At 64.0% G+C, this 21,850-nt stretch carries 18 protein-coding genes; 13 read left to right on the forward strand and 5 right to left on the reverse strand.

The window, feature by feature from the left end; all coding sequences use genetic code 11:
- Positions 1–134: 134 nt before the first annotated feature.
- Entirely contained in the window at positions 135–3,254 is a 3,120-nt protein-coding gene (locus AC1RRC_RS18465; RefSeq protein WP_493056987.1) for an efflux RND transporter permease subunit, read from the reverse strand.
- Positions 3,255–3,257: 3 nt separating this feature from the next.
- Positions 3,258–4,496: an efflux RND transporter periplasmic adaptor subunit gene (locus tag AC1RRC_RS18470; RefSeq protein ID WP_493056988.1), complete on the reverse strand. Its 1,239-nt coding sequence runs from the start codon at positions 4,494–4,496 to the stop codon at positions 3,258–3,260.
- Positions 4,497–4,783: 287 nt separating this feature from the next.
- Here AC1RRC_RS18470 and AC1RRC_RS18475 point away from each other — a divergent pair, with 287 nt between their 5' ends.
- Complete coding sequence (locus AC1RRC_RS18475; protein ID WP_493056989.1) at positions 4,784–6,868, forward strand: putative bifunctional diguanylate cyclase/phosphodiesterase; 2,085 nt, start codon at positions 4,784–4,786, stop codon at positions 6,866–6,868.
- Between the two features lie 22 nt (positions 6,869–6,890).
- Here AC1RRC_RS18475 and AC1RRC_RS18480 read toward each other — a convergent pair whose 3' ends face one another.
- Complete coding sequence (locus AC1RRC_RS18480; RefSeq protein WP_493056990.1) at positions 6,891–7,880, reverse strand: endonuclease/exonuclease/phosphatase family protein; 990 nt, start codon at positions 7,878–7,880, stop codon at positions 6,891–6,893.
- 142 nt (positions 7,881–8,022) lie between these two features.
- Between AC1RRC_RS18480 and ybaK the strand changes: the two genes are divergently transcribed.
- From ybaK to AC1RRC_RS18515, 7 genes are all read left to right on the forward strand, one after another.
- Positions 8,023–8,514 (forward strand): Cys-tRNA(Pro) deacylase, encoded by a 492-nt coding sequence (gene ybaK / locus AC1RRC_RS18485; RefSeq protein ID WP_493056991.1) that lies wholly within the window; start codon positions 8,023–8,025, stop codon positions 8,512–8,514.
- A gap of 88 nt (positions 8,515–8,602) precedes the next feature.
- Positions 8,603–9,235, forward strand: coding sequence for a glycerol-3-phosphate 1-O-acyltransferase PlsY (plsY, locus tag AC1RRC_RS18490; protein ID WP_493056992.1), 633 nt, complete (start codon positions 8,603–8,605; stop codon positions 9,233–9,235).
- 74 nt (positions 9,236–9,309) lie between these two features.
- Positions 9,310–9,957, forward strand: a complete 648-nt coding sequence (locus tag AC1RRC_RS18495; RefSeq protein WP_493056993.1) for a DsbA family oxidoreductase — start codon at positions 9,310–9,312, stop codon at positions 9,955–9,957.
- A 95-nt stretch (positions 9,958–10,052) separates the two neighbouring features.
- Positions 10,053–11,105 carry a GGDEF domain-containing protein gene (locus tag AC1RRC_RS18500; RefSeq protein WP_493056994.1) on the forward strand — a complete coding sequence of 351 codons (1,053 nt, stop codon included), beginning with the start codon at positions 10,053–10,055 and terminating at the stop codon, positions 11,103–11,105.
- Between the two features lie 98 nt (positions 11,106–11,203).
- Positions 11,204–12,145 (forward strand): GGDEF domain-containing protein, encoded by a 942-nt coding sequence (locus AC1RRC_RS18505; protein ID WP_493056995.1) that lies wholly within the window; start codon positions 11,204–11,206, stop codon positions 12,143–12,145.
- 122 nt (positions 12,146–12,267) lie between these two features.
- Entirely contained in the window at positions 12,268–13,500 is a 1,233-nt protein-coding gene (locus tag AC1RRC_RS18510) for a metal-dependent hydrolase (protein ID WP_493056996.1), read from the forward strand.
- A 154-nt stretch (positions 13,501–13,654) separates the two neighbouring features.
- Positions 13,655–14,566 carry an ion transporter gene (locus tag AC1RRC_RS18515; protein WP_493056997.1) on the forward strand — a complete coding sequence of 304 codons (912 nt, stop codon included), beginning with the start codon at positions 13,655–13,657 and terminating at the stop codon, positions 14,564–14,566.
- A 7-nt stretch (positions 14,567–14,573) separates the two neighbouring features.
- On the opposite strand, the gene AC1RRC_RS18520 is transcribed toward AC1RRC_RS18515, so the two are convergent.
- Entirely contained in the window at positions 14,574–15,431 is an 858-nt protein-coding gene (locus AC1RRC_RS18520) for an oxidoreductase (RefSeq protein WP_493056998.1), read from the reverse strand.
- 113 nt (positions 15,432–15,544) lie between these two features.
- Between AC1RRC_RS18520 and AC1RRC_RS18525 the strand changes: the two genes are divergently transcribed.
- The 5 genes from AC1RRC_RS18525 to AC1RRC_RS18545 all read left to right on the forward strand — a co-directional run bounded on the left by AC1RRC_RS18525 (position 15,545) and on the right by AC1RRC_RS18545 (position 20,553).
- A complete protein-coding gene (locus AC1RRC_RS18525; RefSeq protein ID WP_493056999.1) occupies positions 15,545–16,468 on the forward strand; it encodes a LysR family transcriptional regulator in 924 nt (307 codons plus the stop codon).
- Entirely contained in the window at positions 16,450–17,382 is a 933-nt protein-coding gene (locus AC1RRC_RS18530; protein WP_493057000.1) for a LysR family transcriptional regulator, read from the forward strand. Before AC1RRC_RS18525 ends, AC1RRC_RS18530 begins: the two co-directional genes overlap by 19 nt.
- Positions 17,383–17,583: 201 nt before the next feature.
- Positions 17,584–18,813: a CmpA/NrtA family ABC transporter substrate-binding protein gene (locus AC1RRC_RS18535; protein WP_493057001.1), complete on the forward strand. Its 1,230-nt coding sequence runs from the start codon at positions 17,584–17,586 to the stop codon at positions 18,811–18,813.
- A 15-nt stretch (positions 18,814–18,828) separates the two neighbouring features.
- Entirely contained in the window at positions 18,829–19,749 is a 921-nt protein-coding gene (ntrB, locus tag AC1RRC_RS18540) for a nitrate ABC transporter permease (RefSeq protein WP_493057306.1), read from the forward strand.
- A gap of 3 nt (positions 19,750–19,752) precedes the next feature.
- Positions 19,753–20,553 carry an ABC transporter ATP-binding protein gene (locus AC1RRC_RS18545; protein WP_493057002.1) on the forward strand — a complete coding sequence of 267 codons (801 nt, stop codon included), beginning with the start codon at positions 19,753–19,755 and terminating at the stop codon, positions 20,551–20,553.
- A gap of 171 nt (positions 20,554–20,724) precedes the next feature.
- On the opposite strand, the gene tsaD is transcribed toward AC1RRC_RS18545, so the two are convergent.
- Positions 20,725–21,765: a tRNA (adenosine(37)-N6)-threonylcarbamoyltransferase complex transferase subunit TsaD gene (tsaD, locus tag AC1RRC_RS18550; protein WP_493057003.1), complete on the reverse strand. Its 1,041-nt coding sequence runs from the start codon at positions 21,763–21,765 to the stop codon at positions 20,725–20,727.
- Between the last annotated feature and the right edge of the window lie 85 nt (positions 21,766–21,850).

A 21,850-nucleotide genomic window follows, 5' to 3' on the forward strand; every position in this document is an offset into this window, starting at 1 on the left:
CGCTGGAAATGCCGGCAACCCCGGAATGTCAGTCATGCTGTTGCGGTCGCTGCGTAGGGCGGGTTCTGTGAACCCGCCATGCATGCGCCGCCGGGCTGCCAGCAGGCGGCTTTATAAAAGCCGCCCTACGGGATTCAAGCCGTCTTTCTTTCATTGATGGAGGCCGCCTCCGCCTTGGCATGCTTGCCGCTGAACCAGCGTGCGCAACGTTTGCCCAGGCTGTCCAGGTAGGTATAGGCCACCGGCACCACCACCAGGGTCAGCAGGGTCGAGGTGATCACGCCGCCAATCACGGCGCGGCCCATCGGCGCCTGGAGTTCACCGCCATCGCCCATGCCGATCGCCATCGGCAGCATGCCGAAGATCATCGCCAGGGTCGTCATCAGGATCGGACGCAGGCGCACCTGGCCCGCTTCCAGGATCGCGGTGCGCTGGTCCAGCCCATGGCGCTGGCCGTGGTTGGTGAAGTCCACCAGCAAGATCGCATTTTTCGTCACCAGGCCCATCAGCATGATGAAGCCGATCACCGAGAAGATGTTCAAGGTCGATCCCGTCACCAGCAGCGCGGCCAGCACGCCGATCAGCGACAGCGGCAGCGACATCATGATGGCGATCGGCTGCAAGAAGCTGCCGAACTGCGACGCCAGCACCAGGTAGATGAAGATCACCGCCACGCCCAGCGCCGTCATGGCGCCGCCCATGGTTTCTTCCATTTGCTGGGCATTGCCGGCCACGTCGAAGCGCACGCCGGCCGGCAGCTCGATCGAATCCATGGCTTTCTTGACATCCTTGTCGACGTCGCCGGCAGGGCGGCCTTCGACGCCGGCATAGATCGCCACGCGGCGCTGCAAGGCCTGGCGTTTCAGCACTTGCGGGCTGGACGATGGAATGAATTCCACCACTTGGCGCAGCGGTACCATGACTGGCGCGCCGTTGGCTGCCACCTTGGACGAGGCGATCGACAGGTCGGACAAGTCCGCCACGCGCTGGCGGCCGGATTTCGGCAGTTGCACATTGATGTCATAGTTCTGGCCATCGGCCGCTAGCCAGTGGCTGACGGTTTCGCCGGCCACGAATGGACGCAGCGCGGAACCGATCTGCTGCGTGGTCAGGCCGAGGTCGCTGGCCAGTTCATTGTTGATCTTGATGCGGGTCGACGGGTTGGCGCCTTCCTGGCTGTACTCCAGGTCGGCGACGCCCTTGATGTTGCGCATCTTGCCCATCAGGCGCTGCGCCACCGCTTCCAGTTTGGCTTCATCGGTGCCCAGGATGGCAATGAAGATCGGCTTCATGCCGCCCACCGACAGCTGGATGCCGGCAATCGGCGCCAGCCGCTCGCGGATGGCTTTTTCCATCTCTTTCTGCGTGCGGCGGTGGGTCTTTTTCACGTCCGTCAGCTTGATGATCACGTTGGACGTGTTGCGGCCGTCGTGGGTGCCGATATTGGCCACGATGGTGTCGATTTCCTTGAAGGGCTTGAGCGCCTCTTCCACCTGTTTGACTTTGCTGTCCGTGTATTCCAGGCTGGAACCGACCGGAGTCTTGAATTGCATGAAGATCTTGCCATCGTCCGTTTCCGGGAACATTTCGCCGCCGATCATCGGCACCAGCGCCAGGCTGCCAGCAAAGATCACGGCCGTCAGCGCCAGCGTGGTCTTGCGCCAGTTCAGCGCGACGGCCAGCACTTTGCCGTACCACACGTGCAGCACGTCGACACCGCGCTCGACGAAGTCCATGAAGCGGCCCAGCCAAGGCGCGTATTTGAAACGGTCCTGTTCCGGGTCCGGCCAGACCGACGACAGCATCGGATCGAGCGTGAACGACACGAACAGGGAAATCAGCACCGCCACCGTCACGGTGATACCGAACTGCAGGAAGAAGCGGCCAATGATGCCGTCCATGAAGGCGACCGGCACGAACACGGCGACAATCGCGAACGTGGTGGCCATCACCGCTAGGCCGATTTCATTGGTGCCGTCTTCGGCCGACTGGTGGTGGTCCTTGCCCATGCCGAAGTGGCGCACGATGTTTTCCCGCACGACAATCGCATCGTCAATCAGCAGGCCGATGCACAGCGACAGCGCCATCAAGGTCAGGAAGTTCAGGGTGAAGCCAAAGGCTTTCATCGCGATGAAGCTGGCCAGCACCGCGATCGGCAGGGTCAGGCCGGTGATGATGGTGGAACGCCACGATTTCAGGAAGAAGAACACGATCACCATGGTCAGCACGGCGCCTTCCACGATCGTGTGTTTCACGTTGTCGAGCTGGCCTTGCACGCGATCCGACTGCGAATCCAGGATGCGCAGCTCGATGTCGGCCGGCAGCGATTTTTTCAGCTCTTGCGCTACCTTGGCGATGCCGGTGCCCACTTCCACCACGTTGGCGTCCTGCACCTTGGTGACTTCCAGGGTCACGCCCGGCTGGCCATTGATGCGCGAATACGATTGCGCCTCCTCTTCGCCATCGATGACGCCGGCCACCTGTTCCAGGTAGACCGGGCCCGCGGCGCGGCGCGCCACGATGATCTTGTTGAATTCGCGCGCCTCCTTGATCTTGCCTTCGACGCGGATCAGTTGTTCCGTCACGCCCTGGCTGACGTTACCGGCCGGCAGGTTGGCGTTGGTGTTCTGGATCGCGCGGATCACTTCATCGACACCAACCGCCTGCGCCCGCATGTCGTCCGGGCGCAGGCTGATCCACACCTGGCGTTTGGTGGTGCCCGTCACGCGCACCTGGCCCACACCCGGCACGCCCTTGAAGCGTTTCGCAATGATCTGGTCCGTCATGGTCGACAGTTCGCGCAAGCCGCGCTGCGACGAGGTCAGCGCCATCGTCACGATGGGCTGCGCGTTATCGCCTTCGTCGCGCGCAATGAACGGGTCCTTGGCTTCCTTCGGGAAGCGCGGACGCACCAGCGCCACCTTGTCGCGCAACTCCTGCATCGCGCGGTCCATGCTGGTGGAGAGCTGGAATTCCAGGAAAATGCCGGCGCGGCCTTCCCACGAATTGGCGCGGATGGTTTTCACGCCGGACACGGTGTTGACGATGTCTTCGACCGGGCGGGTGATGTCGTTTTCCACCTGTTCCGGCGACGCGCCCGGGTAATTGATTTCAATCACGGCATACGGCACCTGCACGTTGGGCATGCTTTCCACGCCCAGGCGCTTGTACGAGGACAAGCCCAGCACCATCAGCGCCACCATGACCATGGTGGCGAAGACCGGGTGTTTGATACTGACTTTAGTGATCCACATGGCTTAACCCCGCTGCGCCAGGGTGGCGGCCGATTGTGCTTCGGATGACGGCTGCTGCGGCGCCGGAGTGACCGCTGGCGCTTTCACCTTGACGCCCGGTTTCACGCCTGCGAGGTTGGCGACAATCACTTGCGCGCCGGGCGCCAGGCCTTCGGTGACTTCGGCGTAACCCTGGTCTTCATTGCGCAAGCCCAGTTTCACGGGCCGCGCCACCACGTTGCCATGGTCGATCGCATACACCACCTGCTTGCCCTGTTCCTCGCGCACGGCGGCCAGCGGCACCAGCGGCATCACTTGCGAACGGGCCGTGACGATGCCGCCTTTGGCGAACATGCCGCCCAGCAAGACCCCGTCCTGGTTCGCGACGGAAATGTAGACCAGCATGGCGCGCGAGCCGGCTTCCGCGGCCGGATTGATGCGGGCCACTTTGCCGGAAAATTCACGTTGCTGGAAACCATCGACCTTGAACGCGACTTCCTGGCCCACTTTGACGCGGGGGATGTCGGACGCCGGCACTTGCGCTTCGAGCGTCAGTTCGGACAGGTTGACGATGGTGAAGACGGGCATGTCAGGCGCGACTTTTTCGCCCGCCTGCACATGACGTTTGGAAACCATGCCAGAAAATGGCGCGCGGATCACACTGTCATTCAAGGCGATGCGGGCCAGGTCCAGCTGGGCTTGCGCCGCCTTGACGGAGGCGCGCGCCAGTTCGACCGCGTTGGCGGTGGTGTCGAACTGGGTCTGGGAAATGAAATTCTGTTTCAGCAGGGCGGCGCTGTTGGCGTGGTTGCGATTGGCCATGGCCAGGCGCGCCTGCGCCTCGTCCACGGCGGCCTGCTGCTGGGCGGCGCGGGCTTGCCAGTCCGCCTGGTCGAGGCGGGCCAGGACTTGCCCCGCGGTCACGGTCATGCCTTCGCGTACGGTGGTTTCCCGCACTTCGCCCGACACTTTGGCCTTGATCGTGGCTTGGGCGATCGGCGCCAGCGAGCCGGACAGGGGCAGGCTGACCGACAGCGCGCGCGCATCGATGGCGGCGACGTCGGCGGCCGCCAGTTCAAAGGTGCCGGGCCCCTTCTTCTCCGCGGTTTTTTCCACTGCCGGGGCCGGGGCCTTTTTCGACTGCATCACCGTCCAGCCGCCACCCGCCAGGGCCAGCACCACCAGCGCGATAGCTGGTTTTTTCCAGCGGCGGCTGGCAGGGGAGGGGGATTTCTGGGACAGGGGCAGAGTTTCCAGTTTCATTATATTTTCTCGGTTTGGTGCCGCTGCCGGCGGATTAGCGGGACGATGCGGGGCATCTCATAAACGCGCCATGCCCGTCGACGTGGCTTTTTGGATGGTGACACTGTAGAAAATTCCAAGCCCCCGCACCACGGCAGTGCGATAAAGCGTGGGATCGGGCGGCTGGAATGCAGAAAACCGGGGATGGATTGCGCTGAATCACTCAAAAAATTGATTTTTTTAAAATGTTCGGCGTTCCTTGCGCCACACTGACGGGCCTCAACAGCGCCAATGCTACGGGGCGGATCATGGGACGAACCGTTACCACCTGCGAGGATGTCGTGGATAAAGTGTCAATCCCTGTTAACCATCCGGCGCAGGACGCGCTGGACTTGATTTCCCACCTGGTCGGTGCGATGGAGTTGACGCCGCTGGTGGCGGTCCATTGCATGGACCATGCCCGCAATGTGCGGTTCTGGAATGACAGTTGCGGCTTGCTATATGGAATCGATGGCGATGGCGCACTGGGCCAGCCCCTGTCCAGGCTGCTGGTATTCGATGACCAGGACCGGCGTGACGCCATGCTGGAACAGGTATGGCAAACCGGCCAGCCCAGTCCGGCCGCCGACTGGCGCGTGCGCACCGCGGACGGGCGCGACGTATGGGTGTATTCCACCATGTTTCCCCTGTTGCATGGCGATGCTGTCGGGCAAGTGTTTTGCATGGATGTGGACGTCACGGCCCGCAAGCAGTTGGAGCAGCAATTACACCTGGCGTCCCAGGTGTTTGAATACAGCCGGGACGCGATCGTGCTGACCGACCAGCGGCGCCGCATCATCGCCGTCAACCGCGCCTATGCGCAGGTGACGGGCCGCAGCGGGCTGCAAATGGTGGGCCATGACTTCATCAGTACGCAAAGCGGCTTTGATGACGCGGTGCTGTACCACCAGATATGGCGCGACGTGGATGGCTATGGCCACTGGCAGGGCGAAGTCGCGTCGCGCCGCGCGGGCGGCGACCCGTTCCCCGGCTGGCTGGCGCTGACGGCGATCCGCGATGCCCAGGGCCAGGTCGTCAATTACATGGGCATTCTGTCCGATATTTCCGACCGCAAAAAAAGCGAGGCGCAATTGCGCCACCTGGCGGAACATGATTACCTGACGGACTTGCCCAACCGCGTCCTGCTGCAGGACCGGCTGTCGCTGGCGCTGGCCACGGCGCGCCGCCACCACGCGATGCTGGCCATCCTGTACATCGACCTGGACCACTTCAAGCAAGTCAACGATACCCTGGGGCACCATGCGGGCGATGCGTTGCTGAAGGAAGTGGCGGCGCGCCTGGTGCGCTGCGTGCGCGGCGCCGACACGGTCAGCCGCAATGGCGGCGATGAATTCCTGGTGTTGCTGGCCGACGTCGGCGGCAGCGAACAGGCGGCCCATGTGGCGGGGGCGATTTTGCGGGCGCTGGCGCAGCCGTGCATGATCGACGGCCACCAGGTGCCGCTCAGCGCATCGATCGGCATCAGCATGTATCCGAATGATGGCGACAGCATGGCCGACTTGATCGAGCGGGCCGACGTGGCCATGTACCATGCCAAGCAAGGTGGCCGTAACAGCTTCCAGTTTTTCAATCCCGACATGCACGCGCAAGCGAACGAACGGGCAGGCCTGGAACAGCGCCTGCGCGCCGCGCTGGAGGCGGGGCAATTTGCCTTGCACTACCAGCCGGAAGTCGATCTGCGCTCGGGGCAGCCGGTCGCGATGGAAGCGCTGCTGCGCTGGCGCGACCCGCTGCGGGGCGAGCAGGGACCGGGCCAGTTCCTGGCGGTGGCGGAAGCGGCCGGCCTGATGCCGGCCATCAGCCAGTGGGTGCTGCGCGAGGCGTGCAGCACCGCGCAGCGCTGGCGCGCGGCGCGCCAGGACCTGGTGGTGGCGGTCAATGTGTCGCAAGTCCAGTTTGCGCAATGGCCGCACATGGTGGCCGACGCGCTGGCCGCCACCGGTTTGCCGCCCGCCGGGCTGGAACTGGAATTAACGGAAGACTTGCTGATGAAAACCCCGGATGCCCAGTCCGTGCTGCAAGCGCTGCACGGACTGGGAGTGCGGTTGGCCATCGATGATTTCGGCACCGGGTATTCGCGGCTGGCGCTGTTGAAGGATTACCCGGTCGGCAAATTGAAGATCGACCGCTCCTTCACCGGCGCGCACGACGGCGCGGTGATTGCTGCCACCATCGCCATGGCGCGCAGCCTGCATATGCAAGTGACGGCGGAAGGCGTGGAAACCCCGGCGCAGCTGGACTTGCTGCGCAACCATGGCTGCGATCATTACCAGGGCTTGCTGGCCGAGCAGCAAATCGACGGCCGCCTGCTGGCAAGCCTACGGGCGTCGTAGTTGTAATTTCACTTTGGCGCATTTATTCTCCACTATGCCCCGGGTCAAGTACGCGCATGCGCAAGCGTGCGCGGACTTGACCATGGTCGGAGGCCTCCGGCCGGACATCCGCCAAATGGTCATTCAGGTAGGTGACATCCATCACATCGGCCATGGCCCGTGCCGACTGCGGGTGGAAATGTTCCGACACCAATATATGGTCGATGGTGTTGTAGCGCCCTTCATGCAAGGTGGTATACGCCACGTGCCGCAATAAATCCTGCCGCAGCTGGATTTGCGCACTGTCGAACAGTCGGCCGCGCAGTTCTCCGCCCGGTTCACAGGCGGCCCCTGCGCCCATCACAATGGTGGTGGTGACCGCGTCGGCCGTGTCGTTGAAATCGCCCATCGCCACGCATGGCCGGTCCTGGTCTTTCATCAGGTTCGACAGCAGCACCCGCAGCGCCACCGCTTCCGTCCCGCGCCACACCAGCGAACGCAAATTGGCCAGCGCATATTGCAGCGGATCGGCATTGCCGTCGCCATTGCGGTAATCCGGGCGGCGCGATTTCAGGTGCACCACCACCACGTCGGCGATCACGCCGTTGGGTAGCAGCACTTGCACATGCAGCGGCGCACGGGCAAAGCGGTCGGCGTCGGGGTTGCCCGAATCCGACGAGACGCCTTGCGGGAAGTCGGCATAGACCACGGGTTCCGCCGCCAGGGGCAGGCGCGATACCAGCGCCACGTTGGGGGTCAGACGGGTTGCATTCGGGTCCGGGTCGAATCCGGCGTGCACGGCGTCGCGGTAGCGCAGCGTGCGGGACAGCACATCGCGCAGCGCGGCCTGGGAAAAGATTTCCTGGAACCCGATCACATCGGCATCGAGCAAGTCGATTTGCCGCGCGGTCCAGTTGGCTTTGGCCTCGTATTCGTCGGCCGTGAGCGGAGCCAGGTTGTCGTACAGTTGCGCACCGGCGGGCGCCAGGTTGCAAACGTTGAATGTGGCAAAGCGTATTTCCAGCGGCGTCATCCGGCTGATCCTCCTGTGGGGCTAGCCTATCACGCCATCGCCATCATTGAACATAGTTGCTGAACATGGCGGCTCGGCCCGCCGAAAGTAAATTTCGCCTGAACCGGTACAATGACGCACCGATCGCATTGCACCTCGCCCCATGGCCAAGAAAGAACATATTTCCGAGACCCCCGCCACCCAGCTGCTGCGCAAGCACAAGGTGGTGTTTTCCGAACACCCGTACGACTACGAAGAACACGGCGGCACCTCGGTGTCGTCGCGTGAACTGGGCGTGGCGGAACACCACGTCGTGAAAACCCTGGTGATGCAGGATGAGGCGGCCAAGCCGCTGATCGTCCTGATGCACGGCGATTGCAAGGTGTCGACCAAGAACCTGGCGCGCGGCATCGGCTGCAAGTCGGTGGAACCGTGCAAACCGGACGTGGCGCAGCGCCATTCCGGCTACCTGGTGGGCGGCACGTCGCCGTTCGGCACCAAGAAAGCCATGCCGGTCTATGTGGAAGCCTCCATCCTCGCGCTGGAAACCATTTATATCAATGGCGGCCGGCGCGGCTACCTGGTCGGTATTGCGCCCGCCGTGCTGACGGCCTTGCTGGGGGCCAAACCGGTGCATTGCGCATTGGCGGACTGACCCGGCGGGCTTTGCCCGATCGCCCGCCGCTGGTGTATAGTCCTGCGGCCCGCTTAGCGCGGGCGCTCCCCTGAATAGAAGGATAAGCATGAATTCTGCACTGATGACAGTGGCGCTGACCGTGGCCGCTTACTTGATAGGATCGATCTCGTTTGCCGTGGTGTCGAGCAAGCTGTTCGGCCTGGCCGACCCGCGCACCTATGGTTCGAAAAACCCGGGCGCCACCAATGTGTTGCGAAGTGGCAACAAGAAAGCCGCGATCGTGACCTTGATCGGGGATGCCGCCAAGGGCTGGCTGCCGGTGTTCCTGGCGGTACTGTTGCAGGATAAATACGGTCTCGCCGACCTCGATATCGCGCTGATCGCGATCGCCGTGTTCATTGGCCACCTGTGGCCGGTGTTCTTCAACTTCGTGGGCGGCAAAGGCGTGGCCACCGCGGCCGGCGTACTGCTGGGCTTGAATGTGTGGCTGGGTGTGGCCACCCTGGTGACGTGGCTGGTGGTGGCCTATGCCTTCCGCTATTCGTCGCTGGCGGCACTGGCGGCGGCGCTGTTCGCCCCGTTTTATTATGGCTTGCTGTTCGGCACCGAGCCGCAACTGGGCGCGGTGATCGTGATGAGTATCCTGCTGGTGCTGCGCCACAGCCAGAACATTGCCAACCTGGTGGCGGGCAAGGAAAGCCGCATCGGCAGCAAGAGCAAAGGCGCGCAGAAGAAGTAACCCGCCGGCCACGGGGCTTGAAGCGCAGCCGCCAAGCCCCATCTGTCCTGGATTCCCCCGAACAGGACCGCGCCATGGCCACTCCCCTCAAAATCGATTTCGTTTCCGATGTGTCGTGCCCCTGGTGCGCGATCGGGCTCAATGCGCTGGAACAGGCGCTGGCCCGCATCGGCGATGACGCCGTTCTTCCCCTGCAATTCCAGCCGTTCGAACTGAATCCGAACATGGGGCCCGAAGGACAGGACATCACCGAACACTTGCAGCAAAAATATGGCGCCACGGCCGAGCAGCAGGAACAGACGCGCGCCATGATCCGCCAGCGCGGCCAGGAGGTCGGCTTTGATTTCGCCATGGGTAAGCGCAGCCGCATCTACAACACCTTCGACGCGCATCGCTTGCTGCACTGGGCCGGTGAACAGGGCCGCCAGCGCGAACTCAAGCACGCGCTGTTCGAAGCCTATTTCACCTTGGGCGATGATCCCAGCGCGCACGCGGTATTGCAGGCCGCCGCCGTGAAAGCCGGACTCGATGGCGGACAGGCCGCGCAAGTGCTGGCATCAAACCGCTATGCTGACCAGGTGCGCCATGACGAGGAACATTACCGCCGCCTCGGCATCAGCTCGGTTCCGGCAGTCATCATCAATGACCGCCACCTGATTTCCGGCGGCCAGCCGGCCGAGGTCTTCGAGCGGGCGCTGCGCCAGATTCTCGCGGAGGGGTAGGCCGCAGCGGCGGTTTCGGACTGGCTTGCAAGTTTGATTATGCGCTAAACTTGTCCAGTCAACACCGTCTATCCACCGCTGCCGAAGGGAAGTCCATGCTCGCCGCACACAATGTCCATCCGCTCACGTCCCACCAGCCTGAGGACGATGCACGCCGGGCCGCGACCTTGCTGCGTAGCGGCGCGCTGGAGGTGGCCGATGGCGCCCAGTTCGCTTTTCTGAGCGGATTGGCCAGCCGCGTGTGCGGCGTGCCGTATGCGTGGATTGCGCTGGTGGGGGCGGAGTCGGTCCACCTGCATGGGCTGGCCGGTATGGAAGCTGGCGTGCTGCCGCGCGAACTGCCGGCGGAACACAGCTGCAGCGCGCTGGCGGTCCGGGCCGGCGCGTGGGAAATCGATGACTTGCGCGCCGATGGCCGCACCGCGTTCATGCCGTATACCTCCGCTGAACCGCGGCTGCGCATGGCCAGTTCCGCGCCCCTGGTCACGCACGATGGCTGCACCATCGGCGCGTTGACGGTGGCGGACACGAAACCGGGCCGCCTCGACCATGAACAGCGCGCGCTGCTGCACGGCCTGGCCGGGCAAGTGATGGCGCTGATTACCGCCCATGGCCGCGAACGCGCGCTGGCCGCCGCCCGCGCCGAACTCGATGAACTGACCACGACCGATGCCCAGACCGGTTTGCACAACCGGCGCTCGCTATTGTCGAAATTGCATTTCGAAGTGGCCCGCACGCGCCGCTTCCGCACCCCGCTGACCGCGCTGGTGATCGGCATCGACCAGTTCCGCGACATCAACCAGCGCCACGGCGAAGCGGCCGGGGATACGGTGCTGGCCAATATCGCCCGCGTGGTGCAGGACAGCGTGCGCGTGATCGACGTGGCGGGCCGTTATGGCGGCGATGAACTGTGCGTGCTGTTGCCCAGCACGCCGCGCGAAGGGGCGCTGAAACTGGCGGAAAACCTGCGCGTGAAAATCGCCGCGCTGATTCACCGCGAAGCGGGCCGCCTGGCGCCGGTCACCGTCAGTATCGGCATCGGCAACTTCAACCACATGGAAATCAGCGATGGCGACGCCATGCTGGAGCAGGCGGCGCAGGCGCTGCGCCGGGCCAAGGCCAACGGCCGCAACCGCATCGAAGGGTAGGCATCGGCAGCTGCGGCGGTATGTGTGAGGCTGGGCGTGCGTTAAACGTTTATAATCTGTAACAATTACCGGCCCATCGTGTTACCCATGCCATGCTGTTGACCCGCCTTCACGAAGAAGTTGCCCAGACCCGGTTGTTCACAGGCGTGAGTTTTGACGCCATCGAGCGGTTGCTGGAGCATTGCAGCGTGGTGGAAGTGCCGCAAGGCGTGGTGCTGATCGAACCGGGCAAGTCCAACGATAATTTGTACGTGCTGCTGGAAGGCCAGGTCGATGTGCACCTGACCACGCCCGACCAGCCATATAACCTGCGGCTGGGACAGGGCGAATGTGTCGGCGAAATGTCGCTGATCGAAGCCTGCGAACCGTCCGCCTATGTGGTGGTCAGCTCCGCCAGCCGCATGCTGGTGCTGTCGCGCGACACCATGTGGTCGCTGATTAACGCTTCCCACGCGCTGGCGCGCAATATGCTCATCACCTTGTCCGGCCGTGTACGCCAGGGCAATGACGCGGTGCGCGACAGTATCCACCGCCAGAGTGAATTTGAAAGCCTGGCCTTTGTCGATGGCTTGACGGGCTTGCACAACCGCCGCTGGCTGGACCAGGCGTTCCGCCGCCAGGTGGAGCGGGGCCAGCGCGATGGCAAGCCGCTGGCGGTGCTGATGCTCGACATCGACCACTTCAAGCGCTTCAACGATACCTATGGCCATTTGGCGGGCGACCGCGCGCTGCGCGCGGTGGCGATGACCCTCAACGACAATATCCGCCCCGGCGATTTGCTGGCCCGTTTTGGCGGCGAAGAGTTTGCGCTGCTGTTACCCGAAACCAGCCTGGAGCCGTCGCTGTCGATCGCGGAGCGGCTTCGCCGCGCCGTGTCGAATCCCGCGTCGCGCCATATGCTGGGCTTGCCGGCACTGTCGATTTCCATCGGCGAAGCGCAGTTGCGCGCCGACGATGCGCTGGAATCCCTGCTGGAGCGCGCCGACGATGCGCTGTACGCGGCAAAAACAGCCGGCCGTGATTGCGTGCGCTGGGCCTGATGCCGGCGCCGTCCCGTGCGCGCGGCCGCGTGGGGGATGTCGCGGGCCGGTGAGGCGTCCGGCATCCTGAAGCCCGGCTTAAGCGTCTGCGCAGCGCCGTGCGCCTGGGTTAGCATGCCAGCATGGACAACATTACCCATTCTGTCGTCGGCCTCGGAGTCGGCGAACTGGTGCAGCGCAGCCTGCCTCCCGAACCGGATGACGCCAGCCAGCGCACGCGCCACCGGCTATTGCTGGCCGCGTGCGCGCTGGCCGGCAACTTCCCCGACCTCGACCTGTTTTTGACCCACCTGCTGCCGGCGCCGCTGGGTTACCTGCTGAACCACCGGGGGCACACGCACACATTGCTGTATGCGCTGCCACAGGCGTTGCTGCTGGTGGCGCTGCTGTGGGTGTGCTGGCCGGCCGCGCGCGCACTGCTCAAACGCAGCGGCCATGCCCGGCTGGGACTGGCGCTGGCGGTGCTGTTCGGTTTTGCGCTGCATCTCGGCATGGACTTTTTGAATTCCTATGGCGTGCACCCGTTTTATCCGTTTGACGGGCGCTGGTTTTATGGCGACATGGTGTTCATTATCGAACCCGTGTTCTGGGTGGCGTTCGGCGTGCCGCTGATCATGGCGGTCCCAAACAGGGCGCCGCGCTGGGTCTTGATGGCGGGGCTGGCGGCGGCCTTGCTGTATTTCCTGCGCAAGGATTATCTGACCCTGGTGTCGTTCAGTGTGCTGCTGGCGCTGGGAATCGGGCTGGCGGCCTTGCGCGGCGTGCGGGCGCACAGCCGCTGGGCGATGGCGCTGGCGTTGTTGGCCAGCGTGGCGTTTGTCGGCGTGCAAGGGGCGGCTTCCGCGATGGGGCGGGCGCGGGTGGAAAGCACCTTGCGCGCGCTCGATGGCGGCACGCGCGTACTGGATGTGTCGATGACGGCGTTTCCCGCGCAGCCGCTGTGCTGGATTTTTGTGTCGGTGGAGTCCAATGCCGCGCAAGACCGCTACACCCTGCGGCGCGGGCTGGTCAGTGTATTGCCGCTGTTGCCGGCCGCGTCGTGTCCGGCCGGGCTGGCCGACCCGATGCCGTCGGTGGCGCTGAACGGCGCCGCCGATGTGCGCCAATATAAGCAGGTACAAGGCAGCTTGGCGGCACTGCGCCAGCTGAAGGAGAGCAATTGCTGGTTTGACGACTGGCTGCGCTTTGCCCGCGCGCCGGTGGTGGAAAACGGCGTCGCCACGGACTTGCGCTTCGCCACCACCCCGCGCGGCAATTTCAGCACCATGCCGGTGGCGCGGACGGACGGCACGGCGTGTCCGGGCGGTGTGCCGAAGTGGGACTATCCGCGCAAGGATTTGCTGGGAGGCGCCTAGCGGCCGGCCTGACGCTGTCCCGCCACCTCGTTGCCAGTGCACCGGCGCTGCGCCGGCATGGCCCGGGCCGATGGGCGCCGTGCCGCCCAGTTTTGCGCCTGGCGCCGTGCCGCCGGGCTAAGATGGCGCAATCCGCCGCCTCCGGGAGCTTTCCATGGCCAAACCGATTGAATCGACGACAGCGCGGGCGCCGGCGCCGCCAGCCGCGTCCAGCGACCCGCACCAGCGTTACGGCAAGCCTGATGGCGGCTGGCGCGCCCGCCTGTATGCGGTGATTTTTGAATCGGATACGCGCGCCGGCCGCTGGTTCGACCTGGCGCTGATCGGCGCCATCGTGCTCAGCGTGGCCGCCGTGGTGCTGTCCAGCATTGCCCCGGTCGCGCGCAAGTACGGATCATGGCTGCTGGCGGCCGAATGGCTGTTTACCATCTTGTTTACCATTGAATACATCGGCCGCCTGCTGTGCGTCAAACGCCCGGACCGCTATGCGCGCAGTTTCTTCGGCGTGATTGATTTACTGTCGGTGTTACCCAGCTATATTTCCCTGTTCATCCCGCAAGCGCACGTGCTGCTCGACATCCGCATCCTGCGCTTGCTGCGCATGTTCCGGATCCTCAAGCTGACCTTGTATATCGACGAATACGGCATGCTGGGCCGCGCCTTGCTGGCCAGCCGCCGCAAGATCCTGATCTTTTTATCGGTGGTGATGCTGATCGTGTTCCTGCTGGGGACCGTCATGTATGTGGTGGAAGGGCCGGCCCACGGCTATACCAGCATCCCGACCGCCGTGTACTGGGCCATCAGCACCGTGACCACCGTGGGCTTTGGCGATCTGGTGCCGAAGACGGACCTGGGGCGCACGGTGGCGTCGCTGATGATGCTGTTGGGCTGGGGCATCCTGGCGGTGCCCACCGGCATTATCAGTTCGGAAATCACCCATCAGCGCGGCGGCGCCTACGCGTATCGCCGCACTTGCCCGTCCTGTGGCAGCGACGGGCATGAGACGGCGGCCAAATACTGCAAGGATTGCGGCGCGGCGCTGGGCGAGGGCGACGGCCGCGCTTGAAGGCGGCTTATGCCGCGCGCGGCAATGCCGCGACATCGTCGTGATCGGTCGACATCGCCACCGTCATCCACTGCGCCAGTTCCTGTTCGACAAACGCGTTTTTCTCGCGGATGCCGGCCACCGTGTCGGACCCCAGCGGCAGGCGCACCGGCGGCCGGGGCGCGTCGGCCAGTTGCAGGATGGCCAGCGACAGTTTTTGTGGATCGCCCGGCTGCTGGTGATTGACCCCGGCCATCAGGGTGCGCATGGCTCCCACGGTCGCCTCGTATTCCGCGATCGGCCGCGCCGCGTTTTTCATGGATGAGGCATCGAGGAAATCGGTGCGGAAGAAACCGGGTTCCACCGTGGTGGCGTGGATGCCCAGTGGCGCCAGTTCCATCGCCAGCGATTCCGACAAGGCTTCCACGGCAAACTTGGTCGAGGTGTAGATGCCCCAGCCGGCGTAGGATTGATAGCCGCCCACCGATGAAATATTGATGATGTGGCCGGCACGGCGGGCGCGCATATGGGGCAGCACGGCGCGTGTCACGTTCAGCAGGCCGAATACATTGGTGTCGTACTGGGCGCGGATTTCCGCATCGGTGGCTTCTTCCACGGACGCCAGCAGCCCATAACCGGCATTATTGACCAGCACGTCAATGCGGCCGAAGCGCTCGATCGCCGCGTGGGCGGCCAGGATGGCGGGCGCTTCCTGCGTCACGTCCAGGCGCAGCGCCAGCAGGTTTTCATGCTGGCCCAGCGCCGCGGTCACGGTGTCCGGGTTGCGGGCGGTGGCGACCACCTGGTCGCCGCGCGCCAGCGCGTCTTTTGCAATCAGCAGGCCAAAGCCACGGGAGGCGCCGGTGATAAACCATACTTTGCTCATGTCAGTCTCCTTGGGATACATCGGGTGGTTGATGGAGAGCAGTGTAGGGCGCGCCAACCTGCTACACTAGATATGGTAAAGGCGTTTGATTATCAACCTTTGGTTGTAAATACATGGATAAATCCCGGGTCCTGACCCTGTTCATTGGCGTGGTGCGCGCCGGCAGCTTCAGCCAGGCGGCGCAGGAAGCGGGCTTGTCGCCGCAAGCCGTCAGCAAGGCGGTGCGCCAGCTGGAAGACCACCTGGGCGTGCGCCTGTTTCACCGCACCACGCGCAGCCTGACCCTGACCGAAGAGGGGGAGCGCCTGTTCGAACTGGCCAATCCCGGCATGCGCCTGCTCGACGAAGCCCTCGACACCGTGCAAAACAGCCGGCGCGACATGGATGGCGTGATCCGCATCGCGGCGCCGACCTCGTTTGGCCAGCACGTCGTGGTGCCGCTGATCCGTGATTTCCAGGAACGTTATCCGGGCGTGCGCTTTGACCTGGTGCTGGAAGACCAGTTCACCGACCTGGTGGAAGCGCGCATTGATGTCGGCTTCCGGGCCGGCAATCCGCCTGAACGCAACCTGGTATCGCGCCGGATTGGCGATTTGTGGCTGGTGGTGTGCGCGGCGCCCCGCTATATAGAACTGCATGGCGCCCCGGATGGCATCGACGCGCTGCGCGAGCACCGCTGCACGGGGTTCCGCCAGCCGAATACCGGACGCATGGTGCCATGGGAATTCCGCGTCGATGGCGCCACGGTGTACCGCGATATCCCCTCGGTGGCCAGCTTCAATACCGCCGAAGCGGAAGTGGCCGCCGTGCTGGCCGGCATGGCGATCGGGCAACTGGGCTGGTACATGGTGGCGGACGACCTCCGCGCCGGCCGCCTGCGGCACCTGCTGCCGCACACCACGGCGTCGTATGGCGGCGTGTATATGTATTACCAGCAGCGCACCCAGATGCCGCAGCGGGTACGGGAATTCATTGATTACGCGGTCGAGCATGCGCCCGCACAGTTTGCGGGAGGCCCATGGACCGGCTCCACCTGATCACCGTGTATATCGCCGTCGCCGAAGAACAAAGCTTTGCCGCCGGCGCGCGCCGGCTCGGCATGTCGCCCCCGGCCGTGACGCGCGCGGTGACAAAGCTCGAGGAGCGGCTCGGCGTGCGCCTGCTGGAGCGCACCACCCGTCACGTGCGCGTCACGGAAGCGGGACGGCGCTACCTGGACGATGCGCGCCGCATCGTGGCCGAACTCGATGAAGCCGATGACGCGGCGGCCGGCAGCGGCGCCGCGCCGCGCGGCCATTTGTCGGTAACGGCGCCGATGCTGTTCGGCCGCCTGTACGTGACGCCGGGCATCGTCGACTATTTGCAGCGCTACCCGCAAATGGAAGTGTCGGCGCTGTTTGTCGACCGGGTGGTGAACCTGGTGGAAGAGGGCATCGACGTGGCGGTGCGCATCGGCGACTTGCCGGATTCGACCATGCGCGCGGCGCCGGTGGGCCAGGTGCGGCGCGTCTTTGTGGCGTCGCCCGCCTACCTGGCCCGGCATGGCGCGCCGCGCACGCCGCAGGAACTGGCGGCGCATACCATCATCGGCGCGAACGGTTCCAACGTGGGACCGGACTGGCGCTTCCTGCAGGACGGCGCCGTGCGCACCATGCGCATGGCGCCGCGCCTGCAAGTCAATTCCAATGATGCCGTGATCGACGCCGCCAAGCTGGGCCTGGGCATCGCCCGCCTGCTGTCGTACCAGGCGGCGGCCGCGCTGGCGGCCGGGGACTTGCAACTGGTGCTGGAAGAGTACGCGACGGCGCCGGTGCCGATCCATATCGTGCACCGCGACAGCCGGCAAGGCTCCGCGCGCATCCGCAGCTTCGTGGATTTGATGGTGGCGCGCTTGCGCGCCGATGCGTTCCTGCAGTCCGAACACACTCTATTCGGCGCCACGCCCCGTTAAATAGCACTGCCTGAAAACAGTGCGCTAAAGTTGGTGCGTCGCACAAAGACGGTGCCGCGCATGTGCCGAATGCACGGCCCGAAGCCACTGTTTTTCCCACGTTTGCCCCATGTTTGCCCGATTTTTGCCGCTGGCACGCCACTTGCAAAGCATCAGGCAGGGCAGGCAGCCGCCTGTCATTCGCTACGGGGACCCTACAGGATGGACAACTACAAACTCACCCGCCGTACCCTGCTCAAGGCCGGCGCCGCCACGGCAATCTCCGGACTGTCCACGCAAGGTGTGTGGGCCGCCGGCTCGGACAAGCCGGAAAAGGAAGAAGTCAAAGTCGGCTTCATTCCACTGACCGATTGCGCTTCCGTCATCATGGCGTCGGTGCTGGGATTCGACAAGAAGTATGGAATTAAGATCGTGCTCAGCAAGGAGGCTTCGTGGCCCGGCGTGCGCGACAAGCTGGTCAATGGCGAACTCGATGCCGCGCACGTGCTGTATGGCCTGGTCTATGGCGTGCACCTGGGCGCGGGCGGTCCGAAGAAAGACATGGCGGTGCTGATGAACCTGAACCATAACGGCCAGGCCATCACCCTGTCGAAAAAGCTGGCGGACAAGGGCGCGGTCGATGGCGCGTCGCTGGCCAAGCTGATGAAAGCGGAGCCGCGCGAATACACGTTTGCCCAGACCTTCCCGACCGGTACCCACGCCATGTGGCTGTATTACTGGCTCGCCACGCACGGCATCAATCCGATGAAGGACGCCAAGGTCATCACGGTGCCGCCGCCGCAAATGGTGGCCAATATGCGCATCGGGAATATGGATGGCTATTGCGTCGGCGAACCATGGAATCACCGCGCGATTGTCGATGGCGTCGGCATTACCGCCACCACCACCCAGGATATCTGGCGCGACCACCCGGAAAAAGTGCTGGGCACCAGCGCCGAATGGGTCAAGAAGTATCCGAACACGGCGCGCGCCCTGGTGGCGGCGGTGCTCGATGCGGGCCGCTGGATCGATGCGTCGCTGTCGAACAAACTCAAAATGGCGGAAACCATTGCCGATAAATCGTACGTCAACACCACGGTCGATGTGATCAACCAGCGCATCCTGGGCCGCTACCAGAATGGCCTGGGCAAGACCTGGGATGACCCGAACCCGATGCGCTTCTTCAACGACGGCCTGGTCAACTATCCGTTCCTGTCGGACGGGATGTGGTTCCTGACGCAGCAAAAACGCTGGGGTTTGCTGAAGAGCGAACCGGATTACCTGGCGGTCGCCACGCAAATCAACCAGATCGATGTCTACAAGGATGCGGCTGGCATGGCCAAGGTGTCGCTGCCGAAAACCAATATGCGCACCATCAAGATGCTCGATGGCGCCACCTTCGATGGCAAGAACCCGAAAGCGTTTGCCGAGTCGTTCAAGATCAAAGCCTGACCCCGGGAGAACATGATGAATGCAGTGTTGAAAACCGTCGCCGCCGTACCGGTCGCCGCACCTGTTGCAGAGATGGCGCCTGCCGCCGCCGCGCCGCTCGAGCGGCCCGCCCGCAGCGAACGCATTGCCGCCAAGGGCGTCTCGCTGGCGTCAGGCAGCATGCACCTGCACGCGCTGGTGTTGAAATTCCTGCCGCCGCTGGCGGGCCTGGCGCTGCTGGTGCTGGTGTGGCAAATCCTGGCGGCAAAAAACAGCGGTTTCCCGACACCGCTGGAAACCTGGCATGAAGCGGTGCACCTGTTCTCGGACCCGTTTTACCGCAAAGGACCGAACGACCAGGGCATCGGCTGGAACGTGCTGGCGTCGCTGCAGCGGGTGGCCATCGGCTTCGGCCTGGCGGCGGCGGTTGGCATACCGCTGGGCTTCATTATCGGCCGCTTTAAATTCATGTACGGCATGTTCGGTCCCATCATCAGCCTGCTGAAACCCGTGTCGCCGCTGGCATGGCTGCCGATCGGCCTGCTGGTGTTCAAGGCCGCCAACCCCGCCGCGATCTGGTCGATCTTTATCTGCTCGATCTGGCCAATGATCATCAACACGGCGGTCGGCGTGCAGCGCGTGCCGCAGGATTACATGAACGTGGCGCGGGTGCTGTCGCTGTCCGAATGGAAGATTTTCACGAAGATCCTGTTGCCGTCGGTGCTGCCGTACATGCTGACCGGGGTGCGCCTGGCTATCGGCACCGCCTGGCTGGTGATCGTGGCGGCGGAAATGCTGACCGGCGGCGTGGGGATCGGTTTCTGGGTCTGGGATGAATGGAACAACCTGAATGTGCCGCACATCCTGATTGCCATCGCGGTGATCGGCGTGGTGGGCTTGCTGCTGGAACTGGCGCTGGTGTCGCTGGCGAAGGCGTTCACGTATGAGGAGGCTTGAGCCATGAGCACGAATTTCATCGATATCAGCCATGCGGACATGGTGTTCAATACCAAGGCGGGGCGCTTCCACGCGCTGTCCGATGTCAACCTGAAGGTGGAGCAGGGCGAGTTCATTACCCTGATCGGCCACTCGGGCTGCGGCAAGTCCACTTTGCTGAACCTGATCGCGGGACTGACGCGCGCCACCGGCGGCGTCCTGATTTGCAATGGCCGTGAAATCGCGGGACCGGCGCCGGAGCGCGCCGTGGTATTCCAGAACCATTCGCTGCTGCCGTGGCTGACCTGCCATGAAAACATTTACCTGGCGGTGGAGAGGGTGTTTGGCGCCAAGGAAAGCACGGCGAAACTGCAGGAGCGCACCACGGCGGCGCTGGAGCTGGTGGGCTTGTCGCACGCGGCCAATAAACGGCCGCATGAAATCTCCGGCGGCATGAAGCAGCGGGTGGGGATTGCGCGGGCGCTGTCGATGGAGCCGAAAGTGCTGTTGATGGATGAACCGTTCGGCGCGCTCGATGCGCTGACCCGGGCCCATTTGCAGGATGAGTTGCTGCGCATCGTGGCGGCCACCGGGGCGACCGTGGTGATGGTGACGCACGATGTGGATGAAGCGGTGTTGCTGTCGGACCGCATCGTCATGATGACCAACGGCCCGGCCGCCACCATTGGCGACATCGTGCACGTGCGACTGCCGCGTCCGCGCGACCGTCTCGCGCTGGCGCAGGATCCGCTGTACATCGAGTACCGCACGCGGGTGCTGGAATTCCTGTATCACCGCCAGGGGCGGCCGGCCAAGGCCGCGTAAGGATCGAAGCCGGATGCGCAAACTCCGTAGGGCGGTTTTGCCGAAGGCAAAGCCGCCACGCGTGCACGGCCACCAGCGCATGTCGTGCCGGCCTGCCTGCATGGCGGCTTTGCTGACGCAAAACCGCCCTACGCATTTAAGGCCGGAGGCAGGTTGGCGGCCGGCGGGCCGTCAGATCACCCGCAACTCATCGAGCGGCCAGCGCGGCCGCACGTTGAACGAGTAATCCTTCTTGGCCGCATCCGGGTTGATTTGCAGGCGCATGGCGCCGGCGAAGGCGATCATGGCGCCGTTGTCGGTGCAGAATTCCAGTTCCGGGTAATACACCTGGAAACGCTTCTTGGCGGCCGCCGCGTTCAGCGACGCGCGCAGTTGCGCGTTGGCGCCGACGCCGCCGGCAATCACCAGGCGCTTCAAGCCGGTATGCTTCAATGCAGACACGCACTTGGCTGTCAGCACTTCGACGATCGCATCGACAAAGCCGCGCGCGATATTGGCCTTGTCCTGTTCGCAGATATTGGCAATCCCGTGCGCGGGATGGTTCTTCACCACCGTCAGCACGGCGGTCTTCAACCCGGAAAAGCTGAAGTTGAAATCCTTGGAGTGCATCATCGGGCGCGGCAGTTTATAGGCCAGCGGATCGCCGAAATCGGCCAGGCGCGAAATCGCGGGGCCGCCCGGATAACCGAGGCCCAGCAGCTTGGCGGATTTGTCGAACGCTTCACCGGCCGCATCGTCCAGCGTTTCACCCAGCAGGGTGTACTGGCCGACGCCGTCGACGCGCATCAGCTGCGTGTGACCACCGGACACCAGCAGCGCGATGAACGGGAATTCCGGCGGTTTGGACGCCAGCAGCGGCGACAGCAAATGGCCTTCCAGGTGGTGCACGCCCAGCACCGGCTTGTCCAGCGCCAGGCCCAGGCTGCAGGCGATGGAGGAGCCGACCAGCAGCGCACCGGCCAGGCCGGGGCCTTGCGTGTAGGCGATGGCGTCGATGTCGTGCTTGGCCACGCCGGACTGTTCCAGCACCTGTTGCAGCAGCGGGATGGCGCGGCGGATATGGTCGCGTGACGCCAGTTCCGGCACCACGCCGCCATATTCCTCGTGCATGGCCACCTGCGAATACAGGGCATGCGACAGCAGGCCGCGCTCTGTGTCATACAGGGCCAGGCCGGTTTCGTCACAGGAGGATTCAACGCCGAGAACGATCATGGGGAGTGCTGGAAAGTATAGGGGAATCCGCCATTGTAATGGATGCCGCAGCGATCCCCTATGGCGAACGGAAGGCATGTAGGGC

The sequence above is a fragment of the Pseudoduganella sp. GW821-FHT12E03 genome, from assembly GCF_058807115.1.

Excerpts from the sequence above, each read along its gene's own strand:
- AC1RRC_RS18465 (WP_493056987.1), bottom strand. The coding sequence starts at position 3,254 with ATGTGGATCACTAAAGTCAGTATCAAACACCCGGTCTTCGCCACCATG.
- AC1RRC_RS18470 (WP_493056988.1), bottom strand. The coding sequence starts at position 4,496 with ATGAAACTGGAAACTCTGCCCCTGTCCCAGAAATCCCCCTCCCCTGCC.
- AC1RRC_RS18475 (WP_493056989.1), top strand. The coding sequence starts at position 4,784 with ATGGGACGAACCGTTACCACCTGCGAGGATGTCGTGGATAAAGTGTCA.
- AC1RRC_RS18480 (WP_493056990.1), bottom strand. The coding sequence starts at position 7,880 with ATGACGCCGCTGGAAATACGCTTTGCCACATTCAACGTTTGCAACCTG.
- ybaK (WP_493056991.1), top strand. The coding sequence starts at position 8,023 with ATGGCCAAGAAAGAACATATTTCCGAGACCCCCGCCACCCAGCTGCTG.
- plsY (WP_493056992.1), top strand. The coding sequence starts at position 8,603 with ATGAATTCTGCACTGATGACAGTGGCGCTGACCGTGGCCGCTTACTTG.
- AC1RRC_RS18495 (WP_493056993.1), top strand. The coding sequence starts at position 9,310 with ATGGCCACTCCCCTCAAAATCGATTTCGTTTCCGATGTGTCGTGCCCC.
- AC1RRC_RS18500 (WP_493056994.1), top strand. The coding sequence starts at position 10,053 with ATGCTCGCCGCACACAATGTCCATCCGCTCACGTCCCACCAGCCTGAG.
- AC1RRC_RS18510 (WP_493056996.1), top strand. The coding sequence starts at position 12,268 with ATGGACAACATTACCCATTCTGTCGTCGGCCTCGGAGTCGGCGAACTG.
- AC1RRC_RS18515 (WP_493056997.1), top strand. The coding sequence starts at position 13,655 with ATGGCCAAACCGATTGAATCGACGACAGCGCGGGCGCCGGCGCCGCCA.
- AC1RRC_RS18520 (WP_493056998.1), bottom strand. The coding sequence starts at position 15,431 with ATGAGCAAAGTATGGTTTATCACCGGCGCCTCCCGTGGCTTTGGCCTG.
- AC1RRC_RS18525 (WP_493056999.1), top strand. The coding sequence starts at position 15,545 with ATGGATAAATCCCGGGTCCTGACCCTGTTCATTGGCGTGGTGCGCGCC.
- AC1RRC_RS18530 (WP_493057000.1), top strand. The coding sequence starts at position 16,450 with ATGGACCGGCTCCACCTGATCACCGTGTATATCGCCGTCGCCGAAGAA.
- AC1RRC_RS18535 (WP_493057001.1), top strand. The coding sequence starts at position 17,584 with ATGGACAACTACAAACTCACCCGCCGTACCCTGCTCAAGGCCGGCGCC.
- ntrB (WP_493057306.1), top strand. The coding sequence starts at position 18,829 with ATGAATGCAGTGTTGAAAACCGTCGCCGCCGTACCGGTCGCCGCACCT.
- AC1RRC_RS18545 (WP_493057002.1), top strand. The coding sequence starts at position 19,753 with ATGAGCACGAATTTCATCGATATCAGCCATGCGGACATGGTGTTCAAT.
- tsaD (WP_493057003.1), bottom strand. The coding sequence starts at position 21,765 with ATGATCGTTCTCGGCGTTGAATCCTCCTGTGACGAAACCGGCCTGGCC.